Below are 25,938 nucleotides of genomic sequence, written 5' to 3' on the forward strand. Positions count from 1 at the left end.
GTTTGAATGCTGTCATCGCGCACCACCCAGGGCATGGTCGTCGCCCCCCATTTCGCCGCTGCCGAAGCCGGTCGCGCCGTGCTGGCCGAGGGCGGCAATGCGGTGGAGGCGGCCATCGCCGTCGCCGCGACCATCGCGGTGGTCTATCCGCATATGAACTCGATCGGCGGGGACGGCTTCTGGCTGATTCACCGGCCCGGCCAGCCCGTGGTGGCGATCGATGCCTGCGGGCGAGCGGCGGCCAAGGCCGATCTGGCGCTCTATGCGGGCTTGCAGAGCGTGCCATGGCGCGGACCTCTGGCGGCCAATACGGTGGCGGGGGCGATTTCCGGCTGGGCCAAGGCGCGGGAGATCGCACCGGGCACATTGCCGCTGTCGCGCCTGCTGGCGGAGGCCATCGCCTATGCACGCGACGGGGTGAGCGTCACCGCCGGGGGCGCTGCGCTGGCGGCGGCCAAAAGCGCGGAACTGCGCGGCCAGCCCGGCGCCTATGCGCAGATTTTCGAGCCCGAGGGCAAACCTCTGACCGAGGGCGATCGACTGCGCCAGCCCGCTCTGGCCCGCACACTGGAACGTCTGGCGCAGGACGGTCTGGACAGCTTCTATCGTGGCGAACTGGCGCTGGATCTTGTCAGCGATCTGGCCGCTCTGGGCAGTCCGGTCTCCGCGCATGATCTCTCCGCGCATCGCGCCGAACAGACCGAGCCCTTGAGCGTGTCGGTCAAGGGCGCCACATTGTTCAATCATCAGCCCCCCACACAGGGCATCGCCAGCCTGCTGATCCTCGCTCTGGCCGACCGGCTGGATCTGGACGCTGACAGCAGCTTTGCCCATCTCCACGGACTGGTCGAAGCCACCAAGCAGGCCTTCCTGTGGCGCGATGCCCATTGCGGCGATCCGGACTTTATGGAGGCCGATCCGCGCGCCCTGCTGGCGGATGCAACCGCTCTGGAGGCCATGGCGGGCAAGATCAATCCGGCGCGCGCCCTGCCCTGGCCCCAGCCCTCGCAGCAGGGGGATACGGTGTGGTTCGGCGCGGCGGACAGGGACGGCATGGTCGTCTCCATGATCCAGTCGACCTATTTCGAGTTCGGCTCCGGGCTGGTGCTGCCCAAAACCGGCATCACCTGGCAGAACCGGGGCGCTTCATTCCGTTTGGCAGAAAAAGGCTGGAATGCGCTGAAACCGGGGCGAAAACCTTTCCATACGCTCAACCCCGCGCTGGCGCATTTCGAGGATGGCCGCGTGATGGCCTATGGCACCATGGGCGGCGAGGGTCAGCCGCAAACACAGGCCGCCGTGTTCAGCCGCTATGGCTGGCAGGGCACCGATCTGGCTCGGGCCATCGCCGCGCCCCGCTGGCTGCTGGGCCGCACATGGGGCGAGGACAGCACCTCGCTCAAGATCGAGGAGGGGTTTGATGAAGCCCTTTACGCAAGCCTCCGCGCGGCAGGCCATGTGGTGGAACGGGTCGGCGCCAACAATGCGATGATGGGCCATGCCGGAGCCATCGTGATGGGCAGAGACAGTTCCGGAAAGGACTGGTTCGAAGGCGCCAGCGATCCGCGCTGCGACGGGAGGGCGGCCGGCCTATGAACAGTCTATCCACAGCCTTGCCCTCAACCTTGTCCCATGGCGCCCGCGCGGTCGAGCGTTGTGACCTGCTGGGCCGCACGCCCTATTCGGATATGGAGAATGGCCTCTATCGCGCATGGCTGACACCGGCTCACAAGGCCGCGCTGGGCACGCTGGAAGGCTGGATGACGGATGCGGGCATGGCCGTCCGCATGGATGCCATGGGCAATCTGGTCGGCCGGTATGAGGGCACAAGGCCCGACCTGCCTCCCCTGATGATCGCCAGCCATATCGACAGCGTGCGCGATGCGGGCTTCTATGACGGTCCGCTGGGCGTGATGCTGGGGGTGGAATGCGTCGCGGCGCTGCATGAAGCCGGGCGCCGCCTGCCCTTCGCCATCGAGGTCGTGGCTTTCGGCGATGAGGAAGGCAGCCGCTTTCCCGCCGCCATGCTGACCAGCCGCGCCATGGCCGGCACGCTGGACGAAGCCGCGCTGGATATGGCCGATGCGCGCGGCGTGACCCTGGCCGAGGCGATGGCGACCTTCGGGCTGGATATCGCGCGCTGGCGTGAGGCCAAGCTGGCCCGCGCGCCGCTCGCCTATCTGGAAGCGCATATCGAACAAGGCCCCGTGCTGGAAGCGCAGGGTCTGGCGCTGGGCACCGTCACCGGCATTGCCGCGCAATTGCGCTATCAGATCACCGTGCTGGGCAAGGCTGGCCATGCGGGCACTTGCGCCATGGGGCTGCGGCAGGATGCGCTGACCGCCGCCTCGGAAATGGTGCTGGCCGTGGAAGAGATCGCCCGCGCCGATGCCAGCGATCTGGTCGCCACGGTGGGCCGCATGGCAGTGCTGCCGGGCGCGGCCAATGTGATCCCCGGCGAGACCATCTTTACGCTGGATGTGCGTTCGGGCGATGAGGTCCGTCGCGACCGCGCCGCGGCAACCATCCTCGCCCGTATCCGGGAACTGGCCGGGGCGCGTGGGCTTGGCGTGGGGATCGAGAAAATCCACAACCTGCCCGCCAGCCCCTGCGCGCCCGATCTGATGGATCTGATGGATGACGGGATCGCCGCGAGCGGGCAGCAACCGTTCCGGCTCGTTTCGGGCGCGGGGCATGATGCCATGATCATGGAGGCGATCTGCCCCACCGCCATGCTGTTTATCCGCTGCCGCGGCGGGGTCAGCCACAATCCGGCGGAACATGTCGAGGTGGCCGATGTCGAGGCTGCCTTCACCGCGATGATGCGCTTTATCGAAACCCTGGGAGCCAAGCATGTCTGATCTGCCGCAGGATCTTTTCGGGCAGATCGACCCGCCGCAGCGCCTGTTGATGGGGCCCGGTCCGGTCAATGCGCACCCCCGCGTGCTGCGTGCGATGAGTGCTGATATGCTCGGCCAGTTCGACCCCGAAATGACCGGTTATATGAACCAGGTGATGGCGCTCTATCGCCCGGTGTTCGGCACGGAAAACCACTGGACCATGCTGGTGGACGGCACCGCGCGGGCGGGGATCGAGGCCGCGCTGGTCAGCCTGATCGCGCCAGGCGAGATGGCGCTGGTGGTCAATTTCGGGCGTTTCGGACTGCTGCTGCAGGAGATTTTGCAGCGCATCGGCGCGAAGTATGAAACCGTCGATGCGCCATGGGGCGAAGTCGTGCCGATGGAGGCCATTGCCGAGGCCGCACGCCGGGTGCAACCCAAGCTAATCTGCGCGGTGCATGGCGATACCTCCACCACCATGGCGCAGCCTCTGGAAGGGATCGGGGCGATTGCGCAGGAGGTCGGTGCGCTGGTCTATGTCGATGCGACGGCCACCATCGGCGGGATGGAGATCGCCAGCGACCGCTGGGGCGCCGATGTGGTGACCGGTGGTTTGCAGAAGTGCCTTGGCGGGCCTTCGGGCTCGTCTCCCATCACCATTTCGGAGGCGGCTGCGGCCCATATCCTGCATCGCCGCCATGTCGAGAAAGGCATCGCGCGGGACGATATCGAGGATGGTATCGGCGCGATGATCGGCTCGAACTATTTCGATCTGGCGATGGTGATGGATTACTGGGGACCCAAGCGGCTCAACCACCATACCGAGGCGACCACCATGCTCTATGGCGCGCGCGAATGTGCCCGTGTGGTGCTGGCGGAAGGTTTGTCCGCCCGCTTTGCCCGCCATGCCGCCGCCGGGCGTGCCATGACGGCGGGGGCTCGGGCGATGGGCCTGAAGGTCTTTGGCGACGACGCGCATCGCATGACCAATGTGACCGGGTTGTGGATTCCCAATGGCGTCGATGGCGAAGCGGTGCGCGCCATGATGCGTGACGCATTCCAGATCGAGATCGGCACGGCTTTCGGGCCTCTGCAAGGCCGCATCTGGCGGCTGGGGGCGATGGGCTACAACGCCATGAAGCATAAGGTGCTGATTACGCTCTCCGCGCTTGAGGCTTGTCTGAAAGCTGAAGGTTTCAGCCTGCCGTTGGGCGCCGCCGTGCCTGCCGCCATGGCCGCATGGGAGGCTGCGTGATGGTGCGCGATCTGATCGGCTATGGCGCCACCCCGCCTCAGGCCAACTGGCCGCAGGGCGCGAAGATCGCCGTGCAATTCGTCATCAATTACGAGGAGGGCGCGGAAAACACCGTCCTCAACGGCGATGAGCTGTCCGAAGGCTTTCTCTCCGAGATGGTGGGCGCGGCGCGTCACCCGGATCGCGCCATGGCGATGGAAAGCCTCTATGAATATGGCAGCCGGGCCGGGTTCTGGCGGCTGCACCGGCTGTTTACGCAGCGCGGGCTTCCTGTCACCGTCTTCGGCGTGGCCAAGGCGCTGGAAAGCAATCCCGAAGCCGTGGCCGCCATGCTGCAAGCCGATTGGGAAATCGCCAGCCACGGGCTGCGCTGGATCGATTACCAATATGTGCCCGAAGAGGTGGAGCGCGAGCATATCGCTCAGGCCATCGCTTTGCATGAGAAGGTGACGGGAAGCCGCCCATTCGGCTGGTATCAGGGGCGCACCAGCCCCAACACCGCGCGTCTGGTGGCGGAGGAAGGCGGCTTTCTCTACGATGCCGACAGCTATGCCGACGATGTGCCATACTGGCAGGGCAAGCAGTTGATCGTGCCCTATACGCTGGACGCCAACGATATGAAATTCGTTGCCCTGAACGGCTTTACGGAAGGCGATCAGTTCTTCCACTATCTGCGCGACACCTTCGACCAGCTCTATGCCGAGGGTGGCCGCATGATGAGCGTGGGCCTGCATGGCCGCGTGGTCGGCAAGCCGGCGCGGGCGCGGGCTCTGGCGCGTTTTCTGAATCATATCGCGGGCTACAACGATGTCTGGGTGGCCCGCCGCATCGATATCGCCCGCCACTGGATGGAGCAGCACCCCGCATGATGATCGACAATCCCGCCCTGCTGGCCGAAGTCACCGCCGCCTTCCACGAATATGAGCGCGCGCTGATGGAGGACGATATCCCGGCGATGGACGCCCTGTTCCACGAGGCCCCCACCACCAACCGCTATGGCGTGGGCGAGGTGCTTTACGGCATCGAGGAGATCCGCGAATTCCGCAAGGGGCGTGGCGGCTCCCCGCAACGTAAACTGGGCCGCGTGGCGATCACCGTCTATGGCGACAGTTTCGCCACCGCCGATGCCGAATTCTTCCGGGAAAACTCCGACCGCCGGGGCCGCCAGACGCAAAGCTGGGTGAAATTTCCCGATGGCTGGAAGGTGGTCTCCGCCCATGTCAGCCTGGAGGGGAACACGCACTGATGATGCTCGATGCGATCAATGCCCTGCCTGCGGACGCCTTCGTGGCGTGCTATGGCGCCCTGTTCGAGCATTCGCCCTGGGTGGTAGAGCGGGCGGCGGCTCTGCGCCCCTTTGCCGATCTGCACGCTGGGTTGATGCAGGCGCTGGACGCCGCCTCGGCAGAGGAAAAGCTGGCTCTGATCCGCGCTCACCCGGAGCTGGCGGGCAAGGCGGCGATCGACAAAACCCTCACCGAAGCCAGCACCGCCGAACAGGCCAGCGCCGGGCTGGATCGCCTGACGCCTGAAGAGTTCGCGCGGTTCCATGAGCTGAACGCCGCCTATCGCGCCACCCATGACATGCCCTTCATCATCTGCGTGCGGCTGACCGACAAGGCGGGTATCCTCGCCGCGATGGAAGCGCGCGCGGCCAACGATACGACCACGGAGGTCGCCACCGCTCTGGCCGAGATCGGCAAGATCGTGAAGCTGCGGCTGGACGATATGGCATGATCGCGGATGGCCTTCCGGCTCTGGAAGCGCGGCTGGCGCATGATCTGGCGCAGATCGCGCTGGGCGGGCCGGACTGGACTCATCCGCGTGATCTGGATGGCCAACATGTCTACGATGTGGTGATCGTCGGCGGGGGACAAAGTGGCCTTTCCGCCGGTTTCGGTCTGAGGCGCGAGCGGATCAACAACATCCTGATCCTCGACGAGAATGAGCCGGGACAGGAAGGTCCATGGGTGACCTATGCCCGCATGGTCACGCTGCGCACGCCCAAACATCTGACGCCGGTGGATTTCGGCATTCCTTCCCTCACCTATCGCGCCTGGTGGGAAGCCCAGCACGGCGCAGAAGGCTGGAACAAGCTGGACAAGATCCCGCGCGGCGACTGGATGGACTATCTGCGCTGGTATCGCCGGGTGCTGGATCTGCCGGTCCGCAACGGCGCCAGGGTGGAACTGATCGAGCCCTTGGGCGGTGGCCTGTTCCGCATCCATATCGCGGGCGGCGATGCCGTGATCGCGCGCAAGGTGGTGCTGGCCACCGGCATTCAGGGCGGCGGCGAGTGGCATACCCCCGCCATGATCCGCGACAATCTGCCCCGTCATCTCTACGCCCATACCAGCGAGGCGGTCGATTACGCCGCGATGAAGGGCAAGCGCATCGGCATTCTGGGCGGCGGGGCCAGCGCCTTCGACAATGCCCAATTCGCGCTGAACGCGGGCGTCGGCGCGGCGGAGGTGTTTATCCGCCGCAAGGTGCTGCCGCGCATCAACCCCATCCGCTTTATGGAGCGTGTCGGGCTGGCGGCACGTTATCGCGCGCTGTCCGATGCCGACAAATACCGCGCCATGGCCTGTTTCCTGAGCCACAACCAGCCGCCCACCAATGACACTTTCGAGCGGGCCGCCGCCCTGCCGGGCTTCGATCTGCATCTGGGCAGCCCGTGGCTGGCGGTGGAGGCCGTCAATGATGGCACGCAGGTCAAGGTCACGACGCCCAAGGGCACGCATCTTTTCGATTTTGTCGTGCTCTCCACCGGGCTGATCAGCGACCATGCCCTGCGCCCCGAACTGCGCCTGGTGGCCGACAGCATCGCCCGCTGGGGCGAGCGCGTACCGGTGCCCGAGGGCTGCGATGTCGCGCCCTCCATCGGCGATCTGATCGCGGCGCATCCCTATCTGGGACCGTCGTTTGAACTGTTGCCCAACACGCCCGACAAGACTGCGCAGGTCCATGGGCTGTTTGCTTTCAACTATGCCGCGCTGCTCAGCATGGGGCTGTCGGCCTCGGCGCTGTCCGGGCTGGAGCAGGCGCTGCCCAAGCTGGCCGGGGGGATTGCCGATCAGCTCTTCCTCGACGACAAGGAGCGCAATCTGGCCGCCTTCCTCACCTATGACGATGAGGAATTTCTCGGCCAATGGCCCCGCAAGGAAACAGCATGAGCAGCCTGTCCACCCATGTCCTCGATACCGTCAGCGGGCGCCCCGCCCCCGGCATCCGCGTGGTGCTGACGCAAGGCGATGCCCGACTGGCCGAGGGCATCACCGATGCCGATGGACGCTTTCGCGGCTTCCCGGCGCTGTCAGCGGGCGCCTATGTGCTGACCTTCCATGTGGGCGATTATTTCCGTGGCCTCGGCACGCCGCTGGCCGACCCGCCGTTTCTGGATGTGGTGCCCATCCATTTCGGGGCAGGCGATCAGGGCCATTACCATGTGCCGCTGCTGGTCTCGCCCTTTGCCTTCTCGACCTATCGCGGCAGTTGAACCAGACTGGAGATATCCAAAGTGTTGAAGGGTTTCCGGGCTGAACTTCTCAGCCTGCCGCATGATCCGCGTGTGGCGGGCACCCAGGCGCTGCGCCATGAGGCGGACGGCCTGCTGGTGGTCGAAAGCGGTATCGTCGTGGCTCGCGGCGACTACGCCACGCTGGCCCCGCGCTTCCCCGGCCTCACCATCGAGGACCACCGCCCGCTCCTGCTGGTGCCCGGCTTCATCGACACCCATATCCATTACCCCCAGACCGAGCGCATCGCCGCCCATGGCCTGCAACTGCTCGACTGGCTGGCCAGCATATCTTTCCCGCCGAGCGCGCCTTTGCCGATCCGGCCCATGCCCGCGACGTGTCTGCCTTCTTCCTTGACGAATTGCTGCGCCACGGCACCACCAGCGCGCTGGTCTTCGCCACGGTGCATGAGGGCTCGGTCGATGCGCTGTTCGAGGCGGCGTTGGCACGCAAGATGCGCATCGCCTCGGGCAAGGTGCTGATGGATCTGGGGCCGGAGGGCTTGCGCGATACGCCTGAAACCGCCCGCTCGGAAAGCGAGGCTCTGATCGCCCGCTGGCATGGCAAAGGCCGCCTGACCTATGCGGTGACCCCGCGCTTTGCCCTGACCTCCTCCGACGCGCAATTGTCGGTGGCGGGGGAGCTGCTCAAAGCTCATCCCGAAGCCCTGCTCCACACCCATATCTCCGAAAACCGCGACGAGATCGCCGCCGTGCTGGGGCGCTTTTCCGAGGCCAGCGACTATCTCGATGTCTATGACCGCTTCGGGCTGGTGGGCGCGCGCTCTGTCTTCGCCCATGGCATCCATCTGTCAGACCGCGAATGCTGCCGTCTGCACGAAAGCGGCGCGGGGGTGGCCTTGTGCCCCACCTCCAACCTGTTCCTTGGCTCGGGGCTGTTCGATCTGGCGCGGCTGGACGCGCATGGGGTGGCGCTGGGCTTGGGCACCGATGTAGGAGCGGGCACCAGCCTGTCCATGCTGGCGACCATGGGGGAGGCTTACAAAGTCTGCCAATTGCAGGGCAATCCGCTCGACCCGTTCCGCGCGCTCTACCTGGCCACGCAGGGCGGCGCCAATATGCTGGGCATGGGTACGCAAGTCGGGGCGCTGATGGAAGGGCAGGAAGCTGATTTCCTCCTTCTCGACCATGCAGCCACGCCGCTCTCCGCCCGCCGCTGCGCCCATCTCCCCTTGGCCGAACGCCTGTTTGCCATGCAAATTCTGGGAGACGACCGCTTTGTTGCGCGCACCTATATTGCAGGTGACCTCGCCCACGACCGGGATGCACCAAAGGCCGAACCCGAAGCGCAACGCAGACAATAATGGGAGCGCGAGGGTGTAACACCCTCGCATTCACCCTTTAATGTTCTTCCATCTAAATCCCTAAAACCCCGGCCACCTCCAGCCGCGCCGCCAGATCGAACAACAAGCCTTCCCGCCCCGGTGCCCCGATCAACTGCAGCCCCAAAGGCAGTTGCCCCGGCCGCTTCAAGGGCGCCGACAGCACCGGCACTCCTGCCAGACTGATCGGCTGAGCCAGCATCCCCAGATTGGCGCGCGCCGGCGCCGGGCCAAACCCCGTATGGATCACCGGATCGGCAATAAGGGGCGCGACATCGGGCGTGGCCGGGGCGATCAGCACGTCATAGCGTTGCAGCAGCGCAAGCGCCTGTTTGCGGAACCAGTCCCTGAAGCGGACGGCGCGATCGCGCAGAGGCGTCGGCACCAGATTGCCCGCCAGCAGCCGGTCACGGGTTTCGGGGTCAAAGGCCAGCGCCCGTTTCGACAGGTCCTGCCGGTGGAGGCGCCCGCCATCATGAGCGGTGATCAAGAAGGCGGCGGCGCGGGCGGCCTCCACCTGAGGCAGCTCGGCCATGGGCAGCACGCCCAGCAGCGCCTCGATCCCCGCGAAGGCCTTGTAGAGATCAGGAATGGCGTGATCGACGAACCAGCCGCCCAGCCGGGCCACGCGGCGGGCCGTCATGGGGGCGATGGGTTCGCCCTGCGCGACCTCTGCCGCCAGCCGCAGATCGTCCAGCGTGTTGGCAAAGGGCCCCAGCGTGTCGAGCATCGGCACAAAGGGAAAGCTGCCGTCTTCCGGCACGCTGCCATGCGCCGGGCGAAAGCCCCAGACGCCGCAAAGCGAGGCGGGCACGCGGATCGAGCCATTGGTGTCCGACCCCCAGCTCAGCGGCAGCATCCCCGCCGCCACCGCCGCCGCCGATCCGCCGCTGGAGCCACCGGCCAGCCTTGCGGTGTCGCGCGGGTTGCATGTGGTGCCGAAATACGCGTTCACCGTGACGAAGCCATAGGCATATTCGTCCATGTTCAGCACGGCGATGGGCACGGCTCCGGCGGCGGTCAGGCGGCGCAGCAGGGCAGCGTCACGCAAGGCAGGCGCAGCATCGATGCGCATCGCGGCGCCGGCGGTGGTGGGCTGGCCCTCCACATCGAACAGGGCCTTGAGGCCGATGGGAACCCCTGCCAGCGGGCCGGGGTCCTGCCCGCGTGCGACAGCGGCATCGATGGCGGCGGCGGCGTACAGCGCACGATCGCCCAGCACCGTGTTGACCGCCTTGATCTCTCCATCCCGCGCGGCGATGGCTTCCAGCGTGGCGAGGGCGACCTCCACCGCCCGGACGCGGCCGGTGCGCACGGCGCGGGCGATCTGGGTGGCGGAGGACAGGGCCGCGAGGGTGACATTCATGGCACATCCCCGATGGCGGTCAGCGCGGCCTCCACCGTGGCCCAGCGGTCTTCCAGCAGCGCCAGATTGGCCTTGATGCCGGGCAGGCAGGCGTCCGGCAGGTTCAGCCCCTGCGCAAGGGCCTTGTCGCGGATCTGCTCTTCGCTCCAGCCGGTGGGGTGGAAGTCCCCGATCATCGCATGGCTGGCACGATCACCGTGATTGGCACCCACATTGTCACTCACCAAAGACCCATCTCCGTCACGCCGTGAAGAAACGGCTCAATCCCATATCGCGCAGCCCGCGGCGATAGGCCATTGAACTCATATCGGCGGGAATATGCGCTTCCATCATGGGGTCGAGCGGCAGGCATTCCGGCATCTGCGCCTCGACGATGGCCTTGTCCTCCTCGAAGACGCGGCGGTTGAAATCATAGACGTCCTGAACCGGCAGGTCCTTGTCGAAATTGCGGGCGATGGGCGCGAAAAGACGGGTCACGCGGGCCGAGACCGGCGAGGCGGCGTTCATGATCACCAGCCGCGCCGCGTCGGGAAAGTGGATCTCCAGCGTGGCGGTGAAGGGCAGATGGGTGCGGAAGTGGCGCAGCCATTCAAAGCCCGGCTTGCCCCGGTCGGTCACGCCGATGGGGTAATTGCCGACAGAGCTGCGATATTCCACCTCGAAGCCATGTTCGGTCTTGGCCGGTTTGTAGGGCGGCACCTCGGCATTGTTGGCATCGCCGAAGGTGTCGGTGTGGACGAAGGCGAAATGGGCGACGTCGAGAAAGCCCTCCATCTGGCGGCCCGCAAAGCCGAAGATGTCGATGGTGGGGCAGACGATCTGCTGGAACTCGGCCTCGTCCCAATGCGGCATGTCGGGGATAACGGGAGCGCCGCCATCATGAAGCAGGCAGGTCCAGATCAAGCCGTAGCGCTCGACATGGGGATAGGATTTGAGGTTGAGACGCGCGGGAATATCGCGATCAGGATGGGCCGGGACATGGTTGCAGCGCCCCCCGGCGCCAAAGCGCAGGCCGTGATAGGCGCAGGTGACCCCGCCCTCGACCTGCGTGCCCATGCTGAGCGGCACGCCGCGATGCGGGCAGATGTCGCGCGCCACGACCAGCTCCGCCCCGGCGCGGTAGATCACCAGCGGCTCATCGAGCAATTTGGTGGAAAGCGGCTTGTCCCCGACATCGCGCGCCAGGGCAATGGGATACCAGTGCTGCGCAAGAATGGCCCAGTCGCCGCCGTCGAAAGTGCAGTTGCGGGGCAGTTCGGGCTCCGGCGGAGCGAGGAGCGAGACGGAAGATGTGGCCATGGTCAGAAACTCTCAGTGGGTTGAGAGAGAATGGCCGCGCTGCCCCGTGCGATCAAACGCAATCATTTTCATGTATCACTGCAAAAATCAGAACACCCCCGAGAGACCGCAATGCGCGGCCCGCCTGAACACATCAATGGAGGGATGTGAGCCGGAAGGCCGGACGTGATCTCCTGCGCGCCCTCCACCTATGACGGGGCAGAGTGGCGGCCAATATGACGAAGATCGGCATTGTGATGGACATAAACCCCGGCTCCCTCACGGCCTGCCAGCGCCACGATGGCATCGGCAACAGTGTCGGCGCCAATGGCGCCATAGCGTGACAGCGAACCGACCAGCACCGGCGAAAGCCATGCGAACAGTCTTTGGCCGATGGCTTCCCATACCCGCCGCTCAGAGCGCTGGCCCAGCAGGAAGCCGGGGCGGATCAGATCGACGCGATCAAACCCCAGATTGCGAACCGCGTCTTCAGCCGCTCCCTTGGTCTGGAGGTAGAAGCCTGGGCCGCCCGCCCCTGCGGAGCTGACGAGAATGAACTGACGCGCGCCCAGGGCACGGGCGCCTCTGGCAAACGCCAGCACATAATCGCGGTCGACGCGGAGCATGGCCGCCTGCGACCCGGCCGTGCGGATGGTCGTGCCAAGACAGCAGATCGCGACATCGGCCCCCGCGGGGGCATGGCCTTGCAACGTGGCCTCAGGCGCCGCGCAGAGCTGTTCGAAATCGATGGCACTGCCATTGGCGGGGGATCCTTGCCGAACAAGACGGGTCAGATCGACGCCGGACCGGGCCGGGAGCCTGCCGCTTACAAGGTTCCCGATCAGCCCCGTGCTGCCTGCCAGAAGAATGCTTAGACTCATGGTGAAACCCTCAATGCAGAAACGCCTTGTCCGTTCCGTGAACCTCACGCCAGCGATTGGGCGTCATGCCTTCCCATTCGCGGAAGGCGCGATAGAAGGAGGTCGTGTCCTGATAGCCCAGCAGGCATGCCACCTCATCGACATCCGCGGCCGGATCGGCCAGCAGGCGGCGTCCAAGGTCATGGCGCGCCTTGGCCAGCAGGTCGCGGAAGGTGAAGCCTTCCTCCGTGATGCGGCGCTGCAGGCTGCGCTCGCTCATGCCCAGCGCCTTGGCCGTGTCCGACAGGCTGGGCTGCCCGCTCGCCAGACTGCGCTTGAGCATGATCGTGACCTGCTGCGCGACCGAGCCCTTTGCATCGAGTTCTCCCAGCGCCGCACCAAGCGCCGGGGTCAGCATCTCCAGCATGTCGGGATTGTGCCCAGGGAAAGGATGATCCAGATCGGCGCGGTCGAGCACCAGCAGATTGCGCGCCATGCCCATGCGGATCGGGCAGCCGAAATAGTCCTGATGCGCCGGATGCGCGGCTCCGTGGCGGGCATAGTCAATCCGCCGGGGCACGATAGGCCTGCCCGTCGCCCGGCGTCCCAGCTCGACCAGCGAGGCAAAGGTGATGTCCACACAGATGTCCGGCTCTGCCTGCGTGGCAAAAGGCCATTCCGCAAGGATTGTACATTCATTCCGCGCTTCGGTGATGTGCAATTGCTCAGGCATGCAGAGCCGCTTGAAACGGGCCAGCCGCGCCAGGCCATCGCGGTAGTCACGGGCATGGAAAGCGGCCAGGCTGGAAGGTGGGTAGATCGCCGTCTCGACCTCCCGCACCATGCGCAGGCCAAGCGTGGGGTCACCGGTCAGCGCCTCCAGGCCGGTCAGCAGCGCGAAATACTGGGCCGTGGTCACATAGGCCTGCCCGCCCACATGCAGCGAGGCAGGCAGGCGCGCCAGCCGCAGGAGCGCGGGCGGCAAAACCCCCATCTGCTCGGCAGCGCGCCAGAACGCCGCAGGCACTTTGCATCGGTCGACCTGAACCATGCGCTTCCCTTTTCACGCCACCTTCGACAGACCGGTCGCGCGCCGCATCACGCCATCGAAAGCGCGATCCGACAGCAGCCAGCGCAGAAAGATCGTCGGCCTTGCAGCGAAACCCGCCGCATAGCGGGTCTTGGGATGCCTGGCCTTGACCGCCCTTGCAATCGTGTCGGCAATGATCTGCGGTGGCGACTGACGTCCGAGGCTGGCCTCACCGGTCATGGATTGTGCCATGACCTCGGCCTGCGGACCATAGGGGCCATGGCCCGAAGTCTTGCGCAGCTGATCGGCGGCGATACCGGCCCATTCGGTCCTGATCCCGCCCGGCTCGATCACCACGACATCGATGCCAAAGGGGCGAAGCTCCATGCGCAGGCAATCGCTGATCGCCTCCAGCGCGAATTTGGTGCCATGATACCAGCCGCCCAGCGGCGTATGGATCTTGCCGCCCATCGAGGTGATGTTGACGATAGTGCCCGATCGCCGGGCACGCATATGCGGCAAGGCAAGCTGGATCAGGCGGACCGCGCCGAACACATTGACCTCGAACTGGGCGCGGGCCTCCTCCATCGGCACATCTTCCAGCGCGCCGTAAGAACCATAACCGGCGTTGTTCACAAGGACATCGAGACGCCCTTCCTGAGCGATGATGGTCTCGATCGCGGCCTGCATGGAGGCATCCTGGGTGATATCCATCGCCAGAACCCGAATGCCGCTGTCAGCCAGATGCCGCATACGCTCGACCCGGCGCGCGGCGCCATAAACCGTATGGCCCATCTGGCTGAGCCTGAGCGCGGTGGCCTCTCCAATGCCGGAAGAAGCGCCGGTGACGAGTATGACTTGATCTGGCATGGATTGTTCCATCTGTTGATGCGGAGGTTTGGCAAAGCACGGCGACCCGCGAGCCACCTGCCCCTCCTTCCTAACGCGCAACAGCGCCTCCTTGCATTGGCACAACACGCCAGGGAATTTCCCGATTGCGCCATAGATGATGAAATAGACGGTCCAGGCCCAGGGCCGGACCACCAAGGGCTGCCCTTCATTTATTCAGAGGTCTGCGGATTTACGCTGTGGGACATCATTCATGAAACGGCAGCCTGCTGCCCGCGCGAGCCGGCTTTCCCGTTGCAATCGCGCACTGTACACGCTGCTTTCAGTGCCAAGCGGCGCGGATGATCCAAGGGGGCCTGGCTGGCTGATGCCCCTTGCGTGACCGGCTGTGCGCCATGAGGTGGCACATTCCTGACGGAACGCCTTTACACTTGGCGGTTGGGCTCCGATCCAGGTGGTCTGGTTTGCTCCGGGATTCGAGGAAATTATGAACGCCAATCTGATTGAAAACCGCCCGACGTTCGTCAGCCACCTCGAATGTTCGATGACGGGCGAACGGTATGAGGCCGACCAGCTTCACGGCCTGTCGCGGGTGGGGCGGCCACTGCTGGTGCGCTATGATCTCGATGCCCTGGGCCGCGCTGTCTCGCGCGACACGATTGCGGCGCGCCCCACCGATCTGTGGCGCTGGCGCGAACTGCTGCCCGTCCGCCGCACGCAGAGCATCGTCTCGCTGGGGGAGATCGAGACGCCGCTGGTGCCGATCCCCCGCTCGGGCGGGCCGGGCGCGATCGTCAAGGACGAGGGGCGGCTGCCGACCGGTTCCTTCAAGGCGCGCGGCTTGGTGATGGCGGTGGCGATGGCGCGCGAACTGGGCGTGACGCGGATCGCCATGCCCACCAATGGCAATGCCGGGGCGGCGCTGGCGGCCTATGCCACGCGCTGCGGAATCGAGACCCTGGTGCTGTGCCCGGAGGAGACGCCGGAGGTGAATGTCCGCGAGATCGCCGCGCAGGGTGCCCGCGTCTGGCGGGTGAACGGGCAGATCGATGATTGCGGCGCGATCGTCGGCAAGGGAGCCGCAGAGGGGCGCTGGTTCGATTTTTCGACGCTGAAAGAGCCCTATCGGATCGAGGGTAAGAAGACGATGGGCCTGGAGCTAGCCGCCCAGTTCGGTTGGGAGCTGCCGGACGCGATCTTTTATCCGACGGGTGGTGGCACGGGCCTGATCGGCATGTGGAAAGCCTTCGACGAGATGGAGAAACTGGGCTGGATCGGTTCCAAACGGCCACGCATGTACGCGGTGCAGGCCTCGGGCTGCGCGCCGATCGTCCGCGCTTTCGAGGCGGGCGAGGAACACGCCGAGCGCTGGGACGATGCCGCGACCGTCGCCGCCGGTATCCGGGTGCCGCGCGCTGTAGGTGACTTCCTGATCCTGCGCGCAGTGCGGGAATCGGGCGGTCGCGCGTTGGCGGTGGGCGATCCCGCGATCCTGACGGCGGTGGACGAGGCTGCCCGAAAGGACGGCCTGCTGCTATGCCCGGAGGGCGGCGCGACCCTGGCTGCCTATCGTCAGGCGGTGAAGGACGGGCTGGTCGATGAGGAAGAGCGCACGGTGCTGTTCAACTGCGCGACCGGCCTCAAATATCCCATGCCGCCGGCCGACAAGTGGCTGGACCGACACGGGGACATCGACTTGAGCGTGCTGTAGGTTCGCTCTTCTTGTGCGTGCTCTCAGCCGTCACGCCACGATCTCAAAGGTTGGGCCGAAAGAGCTGCATGATGAATAAAGGGCGACTTTCCTCTTGCCAAATCTGAAAGCGGGCCTTCCGGTCACCACGACTGCCCGGTCATTCGACAGACTGAGCCAAATTTGGTCACGTCACTCCCGACCTCGAAAAGTCACCTTCCCGGATCACCCGCCGGGGCTAACTCCAGATTATTGAGGCCCGCTCGCCAGACTGCCGATCTCCGGCCCGCAAAGGCAGGGCGCCAGATCGACCTCTGCCCGCAAATCCAGACACAGTTAAAAATTGCCATGGTTTTCATTGGCAGGTTCGTCGCCCTCAGCCATACGGCTGAGATCCGCAGAATGCTGCGGATCTCAGCGCGATTGAAACTTACGGCTTCGCTACGGCGGCAATCACGATAATTTCCACCTTATAGCCCGGATCGGCCAGCTTTGCCTCGCCGGTGGCGCGGGTGGGCGGCGCGCAATCGGCGACCCATGCGTCCCACGCAGCATTCATCTCCTCGAAATCCGCCATATCCGCCAGCCAGATGGTGGCCTGAAGCAGATGGTTTTTGCTGCTGCCGGTGCGCGCCAGCAAAGCTTCGATCTCGGCGAGGGCTTCCCTGGTCTGCGCCGCGACGCTCTCGCCGGGCGTGCCGACCTGCCCTGCAAGATAGATCGTATCGCCATGGATGACAGCCTCGCTCAAACGCGGGCCCTGGTCGATGCGGGTGATGGTCATGGGCTGGTCCTTGGTTGGGATGAATATGTGCAACCCGCGCCTATGCGCGATAGCGGCTGATCGCAAGATCGGCGGTTTCGATGGCGGGGCGGCGCCCGCTCATCATATCGGCGATCACATGAGCCGAACCGCAGGCCATCGTCCACCCCAGGGTGCCATGGCCCGTGTTGAGGAAAAGGTTGGGGATCTTCGTCGGCCCGATCACCGGCGTGCTGTCCGGCGTCATCGGCCGCAGGCCCGACCAGAAGCTGGCCTGGCCAAGATCGCCCGCGCCGGGGAACAACGTGCCGCAACTGTGTTCGAGCGTGGCGCGCCGCGCCTCGGGCAGATCATTGTTGAAGCCGGAGATCTCCGCCATGCCGCCCACCCGGATCCGGTCCCCCAGACGGGTGATCGCCACCTTGTAGCTTTCGTCGAGCAGGGTCGAGACCGGCGCGCGTGCCTCATCGACGATGGGCACGGTCAGCGAATAGCCCTTCACCGGATAGACCGGGAGACGCAGCCCCAGCGGCGCCAGCAATTGCGGCGAGAAGCTGCCCATCGCCACCAGAAAGGCGTCGGCAGCCATGTCGCCCTTGCTGGTGCGGACATGGGTGACACGTCCGCCCTGCTCGACCAGCCCATGGATGGCGGTGCCATAGTCGAAACGCACGCCCTGCGCGATGGCCAGCTCTGCCAGAGCATTGGTGAATTTGAAGCAGTCGCCGGTCTCGTCATTGGGCAGACGCAGGCCGCCCGCAATGCTGGCGGCGCTGGATGCGAGCCCAGGTTCCGCCGCAATGCAGCCGGCACGATCGAGCACCTCGAAGGGGACGCCATCCTGCTCCAGCACGGCGATATCCTTGGCCATCCCGGCCAGCTGCTTTTCCTCGCGGAACAGTTGCAGCGTGCCCTGGCTGCGCTCGTCATAGGAAATCCCGTTATGCTGACGCAGCTCGATCAGCCGGTCACGGCTGAATTCGGCGAGGCGCACCATGCGGCTCTTGTTGATCGCATAGTCGCGCGCGTTGCAATTGCCGAGCATGGCGGTGAGCCAGCGCAGCATCGCCATATCCAGTTTGGGGCGCAGGATCAGCGGCGCATGCTCCATCATCAGCCAGCGCAGCGCCTTCATCGGGATGCCCGGCGCCGCCCAGGGCGAGGCATAGCCCGGAGAAATCTCCCCGGCATTGGCAAAGCTGGTTTCCAGCGCCGGGCCTTGCTGACGGTCGATGACGGTGACCTCGTGTCCGGCCTGCGCCAGATACCAGGCCGAGGTGACACCGATCACCCCGCTTCCGAGGATGGCAATTTTCATGGGGCAGTGTTCCAGCTAAGAGCGTCGGCCTCGGCGGGAAGCAGAACCCGCTGATAACGGCGACCAAGTTGCGTGAGAATTTCGTAGGAAATGGTGCCCGCGTCCGCCGCGAGCTGATCGAGCGTCTGATGGGGGCCGATCAGCTCAACCGGAGCACCCGGATACAGCGCATCCTCGGGGACATCGGTGACGTCGAGGGTGATGCTGTCCATCGAGACCCGCCCGGCAATCGGCGCGCGCACGCCCGCGATCCAGCCGGCGCCCCGATTGCCAAGGCTGCGCGGCAGGCCATCGGCATAGCCGACCGGGATCGTCGCGATCCGCGTCGGACGGTCGGCCCGGAAGGTCAGGCCATAGCCCACCCCCGCGCCTGCCGGAATGCTGCGCAATTGCGCAATGGCTGCCTCAAGGGCGATCACCGGACGCATCGGATTGGCACCATCATGCGGCGCGCCGCCGTAGAGCGCGATCCCCGCGCGCACGAGATCGAAATGCGCGCGGCGAAGGAAAGCCCCGCCGCTGTTGTCGAGGGCGAGCGGGACATCGGGGAAACGCCGCGCCACCTTCTGAAAACGCGACCACTGCATGGCATTGGCCGGATCGTCGCCCTCATCGGCGCAAGCCAGATGGCTGATCAGCAGCCGCAGATCGATTCCCTCGAGCAGGGCGGGTGTGTCCAGCAGCAGGGCCAGCTCATCCTCCGGCAGGCCCATGCGCGACATGCCGGTATCGACCTGAAGCACGGCGGGCAGCCGGCGTCCCATGGCGGCGGCCTGCGCAGACCAGCTCTGGATCTGGCCCAGCGAGTTGAGCACCGGGATGACGCCCAGACGCGCGCAAAGCCCTTCCGATCCGGGCAAAAGACCATTGAGCACATAGATGTCGAGGCCCCGGCAGGCATCGGCTCCCAAAGTGCCGACCAACTCTTCGGCCTCGCCCAGCACGGCCACACAGATATGGCGGCAGCCCTGCGCCGCCAGCGTGCGCACAACCTCGGCTGAACCCAGCCCATAACCGTTCGCCTTGACCACCCCGGCGACCTGGGCCGGTCCGACCCGGTCACGGATCAGGCGATAATTCGCCGCAAGCGCTTCCAGATCGATCGTCAGACGTGCTCCGCCAATCATGCCGCCCTCCCTCTTGTGAGGTTCTTGTAACGCATGATCCGTCAAATGAATTGCGAAACACGCGCATGTTCGACTAAGAAACGGGTGATTTTATCACGATCATGCGAGGATTTTGCAGATTATGCCATCCACACTCGACGATCTCGATCGTGCGATCCTGCGAATCCTGCGCATGGACGGGCGGCGCCCCAATGCGGAGATCGCGCAAGCGGTGTCACTCTCGCCATCGGCCTGCCTGCGCCGCATCAAGATGATGGAGCAGCGCGGCGTGATCACCGGCTATACGGTGATCACCGGAAATGAAAACGATGATGAACGCGGGGTCGATATCGTGGTGCAGGTCACGCTCGACCGTCAGACCGAGGATTACCTCTCCCGCTTCGAACACGCCGTGCGGCAATGCCCCGAGGTGCGGGAATGCTTCCTGATGACCGGCCACGTCGATTACTGGCTGCGTCTGCGGACCGACAGCGTGGCGGCCTATGAGGAAATCCACGGCGAGGTGCTCTCCCGCCTGCCCGGTGTGACCCGGATCAGTTCCAGCTTCGCCATGCGTGACGCGCTGCGCCCCAAAAGGAACCGCAAGCGCGGCTCATGAACACCGGTCTTGCCGATGGGGCAGGACCGCCCGATCACGCATCTTCAAGGAAGCGGATGATCAACACCTCCCCCTGCCCATCGGCCGTCAGCCTCAGCGATGTGCCCGGCTCGATATCGACCAGCGCATCGAAACGGCGCACGGCCAGCGATTGCCGAGGCGTTGCGACCGTCACCGCGCTGTTGAACACGAGGATCGTCGTCCCGGCATCTGCGAGCACCATCACGCTGCCATCGAAGCGCACGCGTTCCATACGATGCGCACAGGCGCCGCGCCGCGTCATCGCATTGAGGTCGGTGGTCGGTTCCTCAACCGTTGCATGAATGGCCCGTTCGCCGGGAAAGGCATAGGGCTCGCTCTGCGCGGAGAGGATAACCCCGCCATTGGCCCCGGCCAGCACCATCGCCCCACCATCGAGCACCGCGATCGTGCGGTCGATACCCGCGAAATGCGAGAAGGGCCCGTTGCCGGCCACCGTCGCGATGCTGACCCGCCACAGGAAATCCTGGCCGTCGCCGCCTTGCGGATAGCAGGCCGCCACCTCACGGGTGACCCCGCCGCCGTTTTTCCAGGGCGTGAGGTGATAATCCTCCGCAAGCAGCAGTTTCACGGCTCTCTCCGAAAAGAACCGCAGGGCTCTCGCGATCGAGAGCCCTGCGGCAGGGTGGGTCAGTTGCCCAGGATCGCGGGCAGGTTCAGGCCCTTGCTCGCGGGCGCAGTCGATGGCGATATCGTAGCCGGCATCGGCGTGACGCATCACGCCGGTGGCCGGGTCGTTGGGCAGCACGCGGGCGATGCGCTCGGCGGCTTCGTCGGTGCCGTCGCAGACGATCACCATGCCCGAGTGCTGGGAGAAGCCCATGCCCACGCCGCCGCCGTGGTGCAGCGACACCCAGGTCGCGCCGCTGGCGGTGTTCAGCAGGGCGTTCAGCAGCGGCCAGTCGGACACCGCGTCGGAGCCGTCCTGCATGGCTTCGGTCTCGCGGTTCGGGCTGGCCACCGAGCCGGAGTCGAGGTGGTCGCGGCCGATGACGATCGGCGCCTTCAGCTCGCCGTTGCGCACCATCTCGTTGAAGGCCAGGCCCAGGCGTTGGCGCGCTCGCCCAGGCCAACCCAGCAGATGCGCGCCGGCAGGCCCTGGAAGGCGATGCGCTCGCGGGCCATGTCCAGCCAGCGGTGCAGGTGCGCGTCGTCGGGGATCAGCTCCTTCACCTTGGCGTCGGTCTTGTAGATGTCCTGCGGGGTCGCCGGACAGCGCGGCCCAGCGGAACGGACCGATGCCGCGGCAGAACAGCGGGCGGATGTAGGCCGGCACGAAGCCGGGGAAGTCGAAGGCGTTGTCCACGCCCCTCTTCCTTGGCCATCTGGCGGATGTTGTTGCCGTAGTCGAAGGTCGGCACGCCCTGCTCTGCTGGAAGGCCAGCATGGCTTTGACGTGCTCGGCCATCGACGGGCACGGGCGGCCTTCTCGACCGCCTTGGGATCGCTGACGCGCTTCTCCTTCCACGCGGCCAGCTCCAGCCCTCCGGCAGGTAGCCGTTGAGCGGATCGTGGGCGCTGGTCTGGTCGGTGACCATGTCCGGGCGCACGCCGCGGCGTGACCAGCTCCGGCAGGATTTCGGCCGCGTTGCCGCAGCAGGGCGATGGAGATGGCTTTGCCTTCGGCGGTGTATTGTTGGATCCGCGCCAGCGCGTCGTCCAGGTCCTTGGCCTGCTCGTCGACGTAGCGGGTGCGCAGGCGGAAATCGATGCGGCTCTGCTGGCACTCGATGTTCAGCGAGCAGGCGCCGGCCAGGGTGGCGGCCAGCGGCTGCGCGCCGCCCATGCCGCCCAGGCCGGCGGTCAGCACCCAGCGGCCCTTCAGGTTGCCGTCGTAATGCTGGCGGCCCGCCTCGACGAAGGTCTCGTAGGTGCCCTGCACGATGCCCTGGCTGCCGATGTAGATCCACGTGCCGGCGGTCATCTGGCCGTACATGGCCAGGCCCTTTTGGCGTCCAGTTCGTTGAAGTGTTCCCAGGTGGCCCAGTGCGGCACCAGGTTGGAGTTGGCGATCAGCACGCGCGGCGCGTTGGTGTGGGTTTTGAACACGCCGACCGGCTTGCCGGACTGCACCAGCAGGGTCTCGTCGTCTTCCAGCTTCTTCAGGGTCTCGACGATCTTGTCGTAGAAGTCCCAGTTGCGCGCGGCGCGGCCGATGCCGCCGTACACCACCAGCTCCTTGGGGTTCTCCGCCACTTCCGGGTCGAGGTTGTTCATCAGCATGCGCAGCGGCGCTTCGGTCAGCCAGCTCTTGGCATTCAGCGTAGTGCCGCGCGGGGCGCGGATCACCCGTTCATTGTAACGTGGATTCGAAGCCATTTTCCTGTTCCTGTCACATGTGTTGAGGGGTTCAGATCAGGTCTTGCGCAAGCCCGACGATCCCGTTGAGGATCTTCCGCAAGTGAAAGCGAAGTTTCTCCGCTTTTTCCTCATCATAGTCGAAAGGATGAACTTCCGATCCGAGATAGGTCGATTGAGCCAGTTCCATCTGGATCGCATGAACATGATCCGCCGGACGCCCATAATGGCGTGTGCTCCAGCCGCCCTTGAACCGCCCGTTGAGCACGGCATCATAGCCCTGCGCCGCAGTGGCGATGGCAAGAGCCGTCTGCTCCACCAGAGCCGCGCAGGTCTTGCCGCTGTCGGTGCCGATGTTGAAATCGGGGAGCTTGCCCTCGAAAAGAAAGGGCACATGCGAGCGGATCGAATGGCAGTCATAGACGATCGCCACGCCGTGCAGCGCCTTCACCCGCGCGATCTCCGCGGCCAGCGCAGCATGATAGGGCTGATGGAAGGTCGCCAGACGCTGGGCAATCTCCTCCTCGCCCGGCGCCTGGCCTTCCTGCCAGATGGCGCGCCCGTCGAAATCCGCATCCGGCACCAGCCCGGTCGTGTTCTGCCCCGGATAAAGGCTGTGACCGGAGGGATCGCGATTGGCATCGATGACGCTGCGATGGAAGGTCGCGCGCACCGTCGTCGCCCCCTCGACCAATCCGGCATAGAGGCGGTGCACATGCCAGTCGGTATCGGCCAGAAGCTTGCCATTGTCGTTCAGCCGGTTCCAGATCGCCTCGGGAACATGGGTGCCGGTGTGAGGAAAGCTCAGGATCAGCGGCGAGGCGCCGCGCTCGATGTCGCAAACAGTCATGTCAGAACCCTCTTGGTCGCAGACCGAAACCCGCTCAGAGCCCGTTTGAAAAATGCGCTTTCGCGCATTTTCAGCGCGGCGCCGGCCCACTCCCCCGCCCGGCCACCCACAGGATACTACCGATGGGTGGCCGGGCGGGGGAGTGGGCTGGTGCCGCAAATTCGGCTTCGCCGAATTTCCAAACAGTCTCTCAGACAAAGCCCGGCCGTCCCTTGAAAAAGCGCATGTGGATCGGGTTGAAACCGATCCGGTACACCAGCTCGGCCGGGGCCTCGATGTTCCACACCGCCAGATCCGCGGATTTGCCGACCTCGATCGTGCCGGTGCGGTCCAGAATGTCCAGCGCACGCGCTGCTTCCCGCGTCGTCCCCGCGATGCATTCCTCGACCTTCAGGCCGAACAGCACCGCGCCCATATTCATGGTCAGCAGCAGCGAGGTGAGCGGAGAGGTGCCCGGATTGCTGTCGGTGGACAGGGCCATGCGCACACCCGCCTCGCGCAGCAGGGCTACCGGCGGCTTGCGCGTTTCATTGAGCGCATAGAATGCCCCCGGCAGAAGCACCGCGACACTGCCGGCATCCGCCATGGCGGCGGCCCCTTCAGCGTCGAGATATTCGAGATGATCCGAGGACAAGGCCCCGAACGACGCCGCCAATTTCGCCCCGCCCAGGTTGGACAGTTGTTCGGCATGCAGCTTGACCGGCACATTGAGAGCGCGGGCCTTTTCAAACAGCACGGCGATTTCAGCGGGGGAAAAGGCAATGCCCTCGCAAAAGCCATCCACCGCATCGACCAGACCCTCGGCATGGGCGGCCTCCAGGCCGGGCAGCACGACCTGTGCCAGATAATCCGCATTGCGGCCCTTATACGCGACCGGCGTGGCGTGAGCGCCCAGATAGGTGGTCAGCACCCGGACTGGGCGCAGCGTTTCAAGGCGGCGCGCGGCGCGCAGCATGCGCAGCTCGGCATCGATGTTGAGGCCATAGCCCGACTTGATCTCGATGGTCGTCACACCCTCGGCCATCAGCGTATCCAGACGCGGCAGCGTGGCCGCCACCAGCTCATCGACCGACAGGGCATTGGTCGCCCGCACCGAGGAGGCGATCCCGCCGCCGGATCGCGCCACCTCTTCATAGGTCGCGCCATTGAGCCGCATCTCGAACTCGCGCGCACGGTCGCCGCCGTAAACCAGATGGGTGTGGCAATCGATCAGCCCCGGCGTCACCCAGCGCCCCTGAAGGTCGATCACCGTGGCATCCCCGGCGGGCAGGCGACCGTCCGACCCGATGGCAACGATGGTACCGCCATCGATCAGGATGGAGCCATTCTCGACCACGCCCAGACCTGCATGGTCAGGGGCGAGCGTCGCGATCCTGGCATTGGCGAGCAGGGTTTTTTGCAAGCGAGACACGACGCCTTTTCCCTATTTTTCTCTTTCCTTGCCGCAAACATGTATATACATAATATCGCCATAGCAAGTGATAAATATGGCAGCCCGCAGGATGCCCCGAAGCGGATGGAGGCGATGGTGACGAGTGTCTTTGCAAAGTCGGCGCTGCTGGAAACAGGCTGGGCACACAGCGTGCGCTTCGAGCTGGAACATGGCTGCATCCGAAGCATCCAGACCGATGCGCAGCCCCATCCCGACGATGAGCACCATGACATCATGGTTCCGGGCACCCCCAATGTGCACAGCCACGCCTTTCAGCGCGCCATGTCCGGACTCGCCGAAACGCGCGGGCCCACCAACGACAGCTTCTGGAGCTGGCGGACGGTGATGTACCGTTTCGCCCTCGCCTTCCGGCCCGAACAGCTCGAGGCGGTGGCGGCGCAACTCTACATGGAAATGCTGGAGGCCGGCTTCACCCGTGTCGGCGAATTCCATTACCTGCATCACGATCAGGACGGCCAGCCCTATGCCAACATCGCCGAACATGCCGAGCGCGTGGCAGCGGCCGCGGCGGCGACGGGCATCGCGCTGACGCTGTTGCCGGTCTTTTATGCCCATTCCGGTTTCGGCGGCGCGGCCCCTTCACCGCAGCAACGGCGTTTCATCAACTCGGTCGATGGCTACGGCCGTCTGGTGGCGGCGTGCCGTTCGACCGTGGAGGCCATGCCGGGCGGCCGTGTTGGCCTGGCACCCCACAGCCTGCGCGCGGCCACGCCCGAAGAGCTGACCGAAATTCTGGCTTTCAAGGCAGGCGGCCCCGTCCACATCCATATTTCCGAGCAGGTCAAAGAGGTCGAGGAATGCATCGTCAGGCTGGGCGCGCGCCCGGTGGAATGGCTGCTGGCCAATGCGCCGGTCGACCGGGACTGGACGCTGGTGCATGCGACCCATGTCGATGAGCGCGAAATTGCCGGCATGGGCCGGGCCAAAGCCGTTGTGGGCCTGTGCCCCATCACCGAGGCCAATCTGGGCGACGGCATCTTCCCGGTCCCGCCCTTTCTGCAGCAGGGCGGCCGTTTCGGCATCGGGTCGGATTCGAACATCGCGATCTCGCTGACGCAGGAGCTGCGCATGCTCGAATATTCGCAGCGGCTGGCCTTGCGCTCACGCAACATCATCGCCGATGCGGGGCAGTCGACCGGCGCGCGCCTGCTGGCCGAAGCCGTCAGCGGCGGCGCGCAATCGATCCATGGCGGCGGCGCCCTCAAGGCCGGTGGGGAGGCGAGCTTCGTTGCGCTCGACACCAGCGCCGTGCCCTATCTGGCACCCGAGGCCGTGCTTGATCACTGGATCTTCGGCGATGGGGTGGGGATCGACAGTGTCTGGGTTCTGGGCAAAAAACGGGTTTCTCAAGGCCGCCATGTTGATCGTGACAGGATTTCAGCGCAATACCGCCAGACGATGAAGGACCTTCTTCACGACTTCGCGTGATGCCCGAGCAGACCGCCGGCCCCGAAGCGCAAAACT

24 protein-coding genes and 1 pseudogene are annotated in these 25,938 nt (G+C 65.4%); 12 read left to right on the top strand and 13 right to left on the bottom strand.

The window, feature by feature from the left end; all coding sequences use genetic code 11:
• Positions 1 to 6 precede the first annotated feature (6 nt).
• The 9 genes and pseudogenes from ABDW49_RS25145 (at position 7) to guaD (ending at position 8,937) form a co-directional block, all read left to right on the top strand.
• Positions 7 to 1,596, top strand: coding sequence for a gamma-glutamyltransferase family protein (locus ABDW49_RS25145; protein WP_343616288.1), 1,590 nt, complete (start codon positions 7 to 9; stop codon positions 1,594 to 1,596).
• Positions 1,593 to 2,861, top strand: coding sequence for an allantoate amidohydrolase (locus ABDW49_RS25150; protein WP_343616289.1), 1,269 nt, complete (start codon positions 1,593 to 1,595; stop codon positions 2,859 to 2,861). Before ABDW49_RS25145 ends, ABDW49_RS25150 begins: the two co-directional genes overlap by 4 nt.
• A complete protein-coding gene (locus tag ABDW49_RS25155) occupies positions 2,854 to 4,095 on the top strand; it encodes an alanine--glyoxylate aminotransferase family protein (protein ID WP_343616290.1) in 1,242 nt (413 codons plus the stop codon). Before ABDW49_RS25150 ends, ABDW49_RS25155 begins: the two co-directional genes overlap by 8 nt.
• A complete protein-coding gene (gene puuE, locus ABDW49_RS25160; RefSeq protein WP_343616292.1) occupies positions 4,095 to 4,964 on the top strand; it encodes an allantoinase PuuE in 870 nt (289 codons plus the stop codon). Before ABDW49_RS25155 ends, puuE begins: the two co-directional genes overlap by 1 nt.
• Entirely contained in the window at positions 4,961 to 5,341 is a 381-nt protein-coding gene (gene hpxZ / locus ABDW49_RS25165) for an oxalurate catabolism protein HpxZ (RefSeq protein ID WP_343616293.1), read from the top strand. Before puuE ends, hpxZ begins: the two co-directional genes overlap by 4 nt.
• Positions 5,341 to 5,832 carry a 2-oxo-4-hydroxy-4-carboxy-5-ureidoimidazoline decarboxylase gene (uraD, locus tag ABDW49_RS25170; RefSeq protein ID WP_343616294.1) on the top strand — a complete coding sequence of 164 codons (492 nt, stop codon included), beginning with the start codon at positions 5,341 to 5,343 and terminating at the stop codon, positions 5,830 to 5,832. The genes hpxZ and uraD overlap by 1 nt, the downstream gene beginning before the upstream one ends.
• A complete protein-coding gene (locus ABDW49_RS25175) occupies positions 5,829 to 7,271 on the top strand; it encodes an NAD(P)/FAD-dependent oxidoreductase (RefSeq protein WP_343616296.1) in 1,443 nt (480 codons plus the stop codon). The genes uraD and ABDW49_RS25175 overlap by 4 nt, the downstream gene beginning before the upstream one ends.
• Entirely contained in the window at positions 7,268 to 7,594 is a 327-nt protein-coding gene (gene uraH, locus ABDW49_RS25180) for a hydroxyisourate hydrolase (RefSeq protein ID WP_343616298.1), read from the top strand. Before ABDW49_RS25175 ends, uraH begins: the two co-directional genes overlap by 4 nt.
• A gap of 21 nt (positions 7,595 to 7,615) precedes the next feature.
• Positions 7,616 to 8,937 (top strand): annotated as a pseudogene (gene guaD, locus ABDW49_RS25185) (guanine deaminase).
• A 52-nt stretch (positions 8,938 to 8,989) separates the two neighbouring features.
• On the opposite strand, the gene ABDW49_RS25190 reads toward guaD, so the two are convergent.
• The 6 genes from ABDW49_RS25190 to ABDW49_RS25215 all read right to left on the bottom strand — a co-directional run bounded on the left by ABDW49_RS25190 (position 8,990) and on the right by ABDW49_RS25215 (position 14,359).
• On the bottom strand, positions 8,990 to 10,321 hold the full coding sequence (locus tag ABDW49_RS25190; RefSeq protein ID WP_343616299.1) for an AtzE family amidohydrolase: 1,332 nt from the start codon (positions 10,319 to 10,321) through the stop codon (positions 8,990 to 8,992).
• Positions 10,318 to 10,545 carry a hypothetical protein gene (locus ABDW49_RS25195; RefSeq protein ID WP_343616301.1) on the bottom strand — a complete coding sequence of 76 codons (228 nt, stop codon included), beginning with the start codon at positions 10,543 to 10,545 and terminating at the stop codon, positions 10,318 to 10,320. The genes ABDW49_RS25190 and ABDW49_RS25195 overlap by 4 nt, the downstream gene beginning before the upstream one ends.
• Positions 10,546 to 10,561: 16 nt before the next feature.
• Complete coding sequence (locus tag ABDW49_RS25200; RefSeq protein ID WP_343616303.1) at positions 10,562 to 11,620, bottom strand: aromatic ring-hydroxylating dioxygenase subunit alpha; 1,059 nt, start codon at positions 11,618 to 11,620, stop codon at positions 10,562 to 10,564.
• Between the two features lie 188 nt (positions 11,621 to 11,808).
• A complete protein-coding gene (locus ABDW49_RS25205) occupies positions 11,809 to 12,480 on the bottom strand; it encodes an NAD(P)H-binding protein (RefSeq protein ID WP_343616305.1) in 672 nt (223 codons plus the stop codon).
• Positions 12,481 to 12,490: 10 nt separating this feature from the next.
• Positions 12,491 to 13,510, bottom strand: a complete 1,020-nt coding sequence (locus ABDW49_RS25210; protein ID WP_343616306.1) for an AraC family transcriptional regulator ligand-binding domain-containing protein — start codon at positions 13,508 to 13,510, stop codon at positions 12,491 to 12,493.
• Between the two features lie 12 nt (positions 13,511 to 13,522).
• Entirely contained in the window at positions 13,523 to 14,359 is an 837-nt protein-coding gene (locus tag ABDW49_RS25215) for an oxidoreductase (RefSeq protein WP_343616307.1), read from the bottom strand.
• Positions 14,360 to 14,825: 466 nt separating this feature from the next.
• On the opposite strand from ABDW49_RS25215, the gene ABDW49_RS25220 reads away from it, so the two are divergent.
• On the top strand, positions 14,826 to 16,049 hold the full coding sequence (locus tag ABDW49_RS25220; protein WP_343616309.1) for a threonine synthase: 1,224 nt from the start codon (positions 14,826 to 14,828) through the stop codon (positions 16,047 to 16,049).
• A 409-nt stretch (positions 16,050 to 16,458) separates the two neighbouring features.
• Here the strand turns inward: ABDW49_RS25220 and ABDW49_RS25225 are convergent, their stop codons facing one another.
• The 3 genes from ABDW49_RS25225 to alr are packed head-to-tail and all read right to left on the bottom strand — an operon-like array spanning position 16,459 to position 19,236.
• On the bottom strand, positions 16,459 to 16,812 hold the full coding sequence (locus ABDW49_RS25225; protein WP_343616311.1) for a RidA family protein: 354 nt from the start codon (positions 16,810 to 16,812) through the stop codon (positions 16,459 to 16,461).
• A 40-nt stretch (positions 16,813 to 16,852) separates the two neighbouring features.
• Complete coding sequence (locus ABDW49_RS25230; RefSeq protein ID WP_343616313.1) at positions 16,853 to 18,109, bottom strand: D-amino acid dehydrogenase; 1,257 nt, start codon at positions 18,107 to 18,109, stop codon at positions 16,853 to 16,855.
• Complete coding sequence (alr, locus tag ABDW49_RS25235; RefSeq protein WP_343616314.1) at positions 18,106 to 19,236, bottom strand: alanine racemase; 1,131 nt, start codon at positions 19,234 to 19,236, stop codon at positions 18,106 to 18,108. Before alr ends, ABDW49_RS25230 begins: the two co-directional genes overlap by 4 nt.
• A gap of 121 nt (positions 19,237 to 19,357) precedes the next feature.
• Here alr and ABDW49_RS25240 point away from each other — a divergent pair, with 121 nt between their 5' ends.
• Positions 19,358 to 19,834, top strand: a complete 477-nt coding sequence (locus ABDW49_RS25240) for an Lrp/AsnC family transcriptional regulator (protein ID WP_343616316.1) — start codon at positions 19,358 to 19,360, stop codon at positions 19,832 to 19,834.
• A 34-nt stretch (positions 19,835 to 19,868) separates the two neighbouring features.
• Here the strand turns inward: ABDW49_RS25240 and hutU are convergent, their stop codons facing one another.
• The 4 genes from hutU to hutI all read right to left on the bottom strand — a co-directional run bounded on the left by hutU (position 19,869) and on the right by hutI (position 24,423).
• On the bottom strand, positions 19,869 to 21,809 hold the full coding sequence (hutU, locus tag ABDW49_RS25245; RefSeq protein ID WP_343616317.1) for a urocanate hydratase: 1,941 nt from the start codon (positions 21,807 to 21,809) through the stop codon (positions 19,869 to 19,871).
• Entirely contained in the window at positions 21,794 to 22,192 is a 399-nt protein-coding gene (locus tag ABDW49_RS25250) for a hypothetical protein (protein ID WP_343616318.1), read from the bottom strand. The genes hutU and ABDW49_RS25250 overlap by 16 nt, the downstream gene beginning before the upstream one ends.
• Positions 22,193 to 22,223: 31 nt before the next feature.
• Positions 22,224 to 23,021 (bottom strand): N-formylglutamate deformylase, encoded by a 798-nt coding sequence (gene hutG / locus ABDW49_RS25255; RefSeq protein ID WP_343616320.1) that lies wholly within the window; start codon positions 23,019 to 23,021, stop codon positions 22,224 to 22,226.
• A 190-nt stretch (positions 23,022 to 23,211) separates the two neighbouring features.
• Positions 23,212 to 24,423, bottom strand: coding sequence for an imidazolonepropionase (gene hutI / locus ABDW49_RS25260; protein ID WP_343617393.1), 1,212 nt, complete (start codon positions 24,421 to 24,423; stop codon positions 23,212 to 23,214).
• A gap of 123 nt (positions 24,424 to 24,546) precedes the next feature.
• Here hutI and ABDW49_RS25265 point away from each other — a divergent pair, with 123 nt between their 5' ends.
• Positions 24,547 to 25,902 carry a formimidoylglutamate deiminase gene (locus ABDW49_RS25265; RefSeq protein ID WP_343616322.1) on the top strand — a complete coding sequence of 452 codons (1,356 nt, stop codon included), beginning with the start codon at positions 24,547 to 24,549 and terminating at the stop codon, positions 25,900 to 25,902.
• Positions 25,903 to 25,938 lie beyond the last annotated feature (36 nt).

The organism is Novosphingobium sp. (genome assembly GCF_039595395.1).
Taxonomy (GTDB): domain Bacteria; phylum Pseudomonadota; class Alphaproteobacteria; order Sphingomonadales; family Sphingomonadaceae; genus Novosphingobium.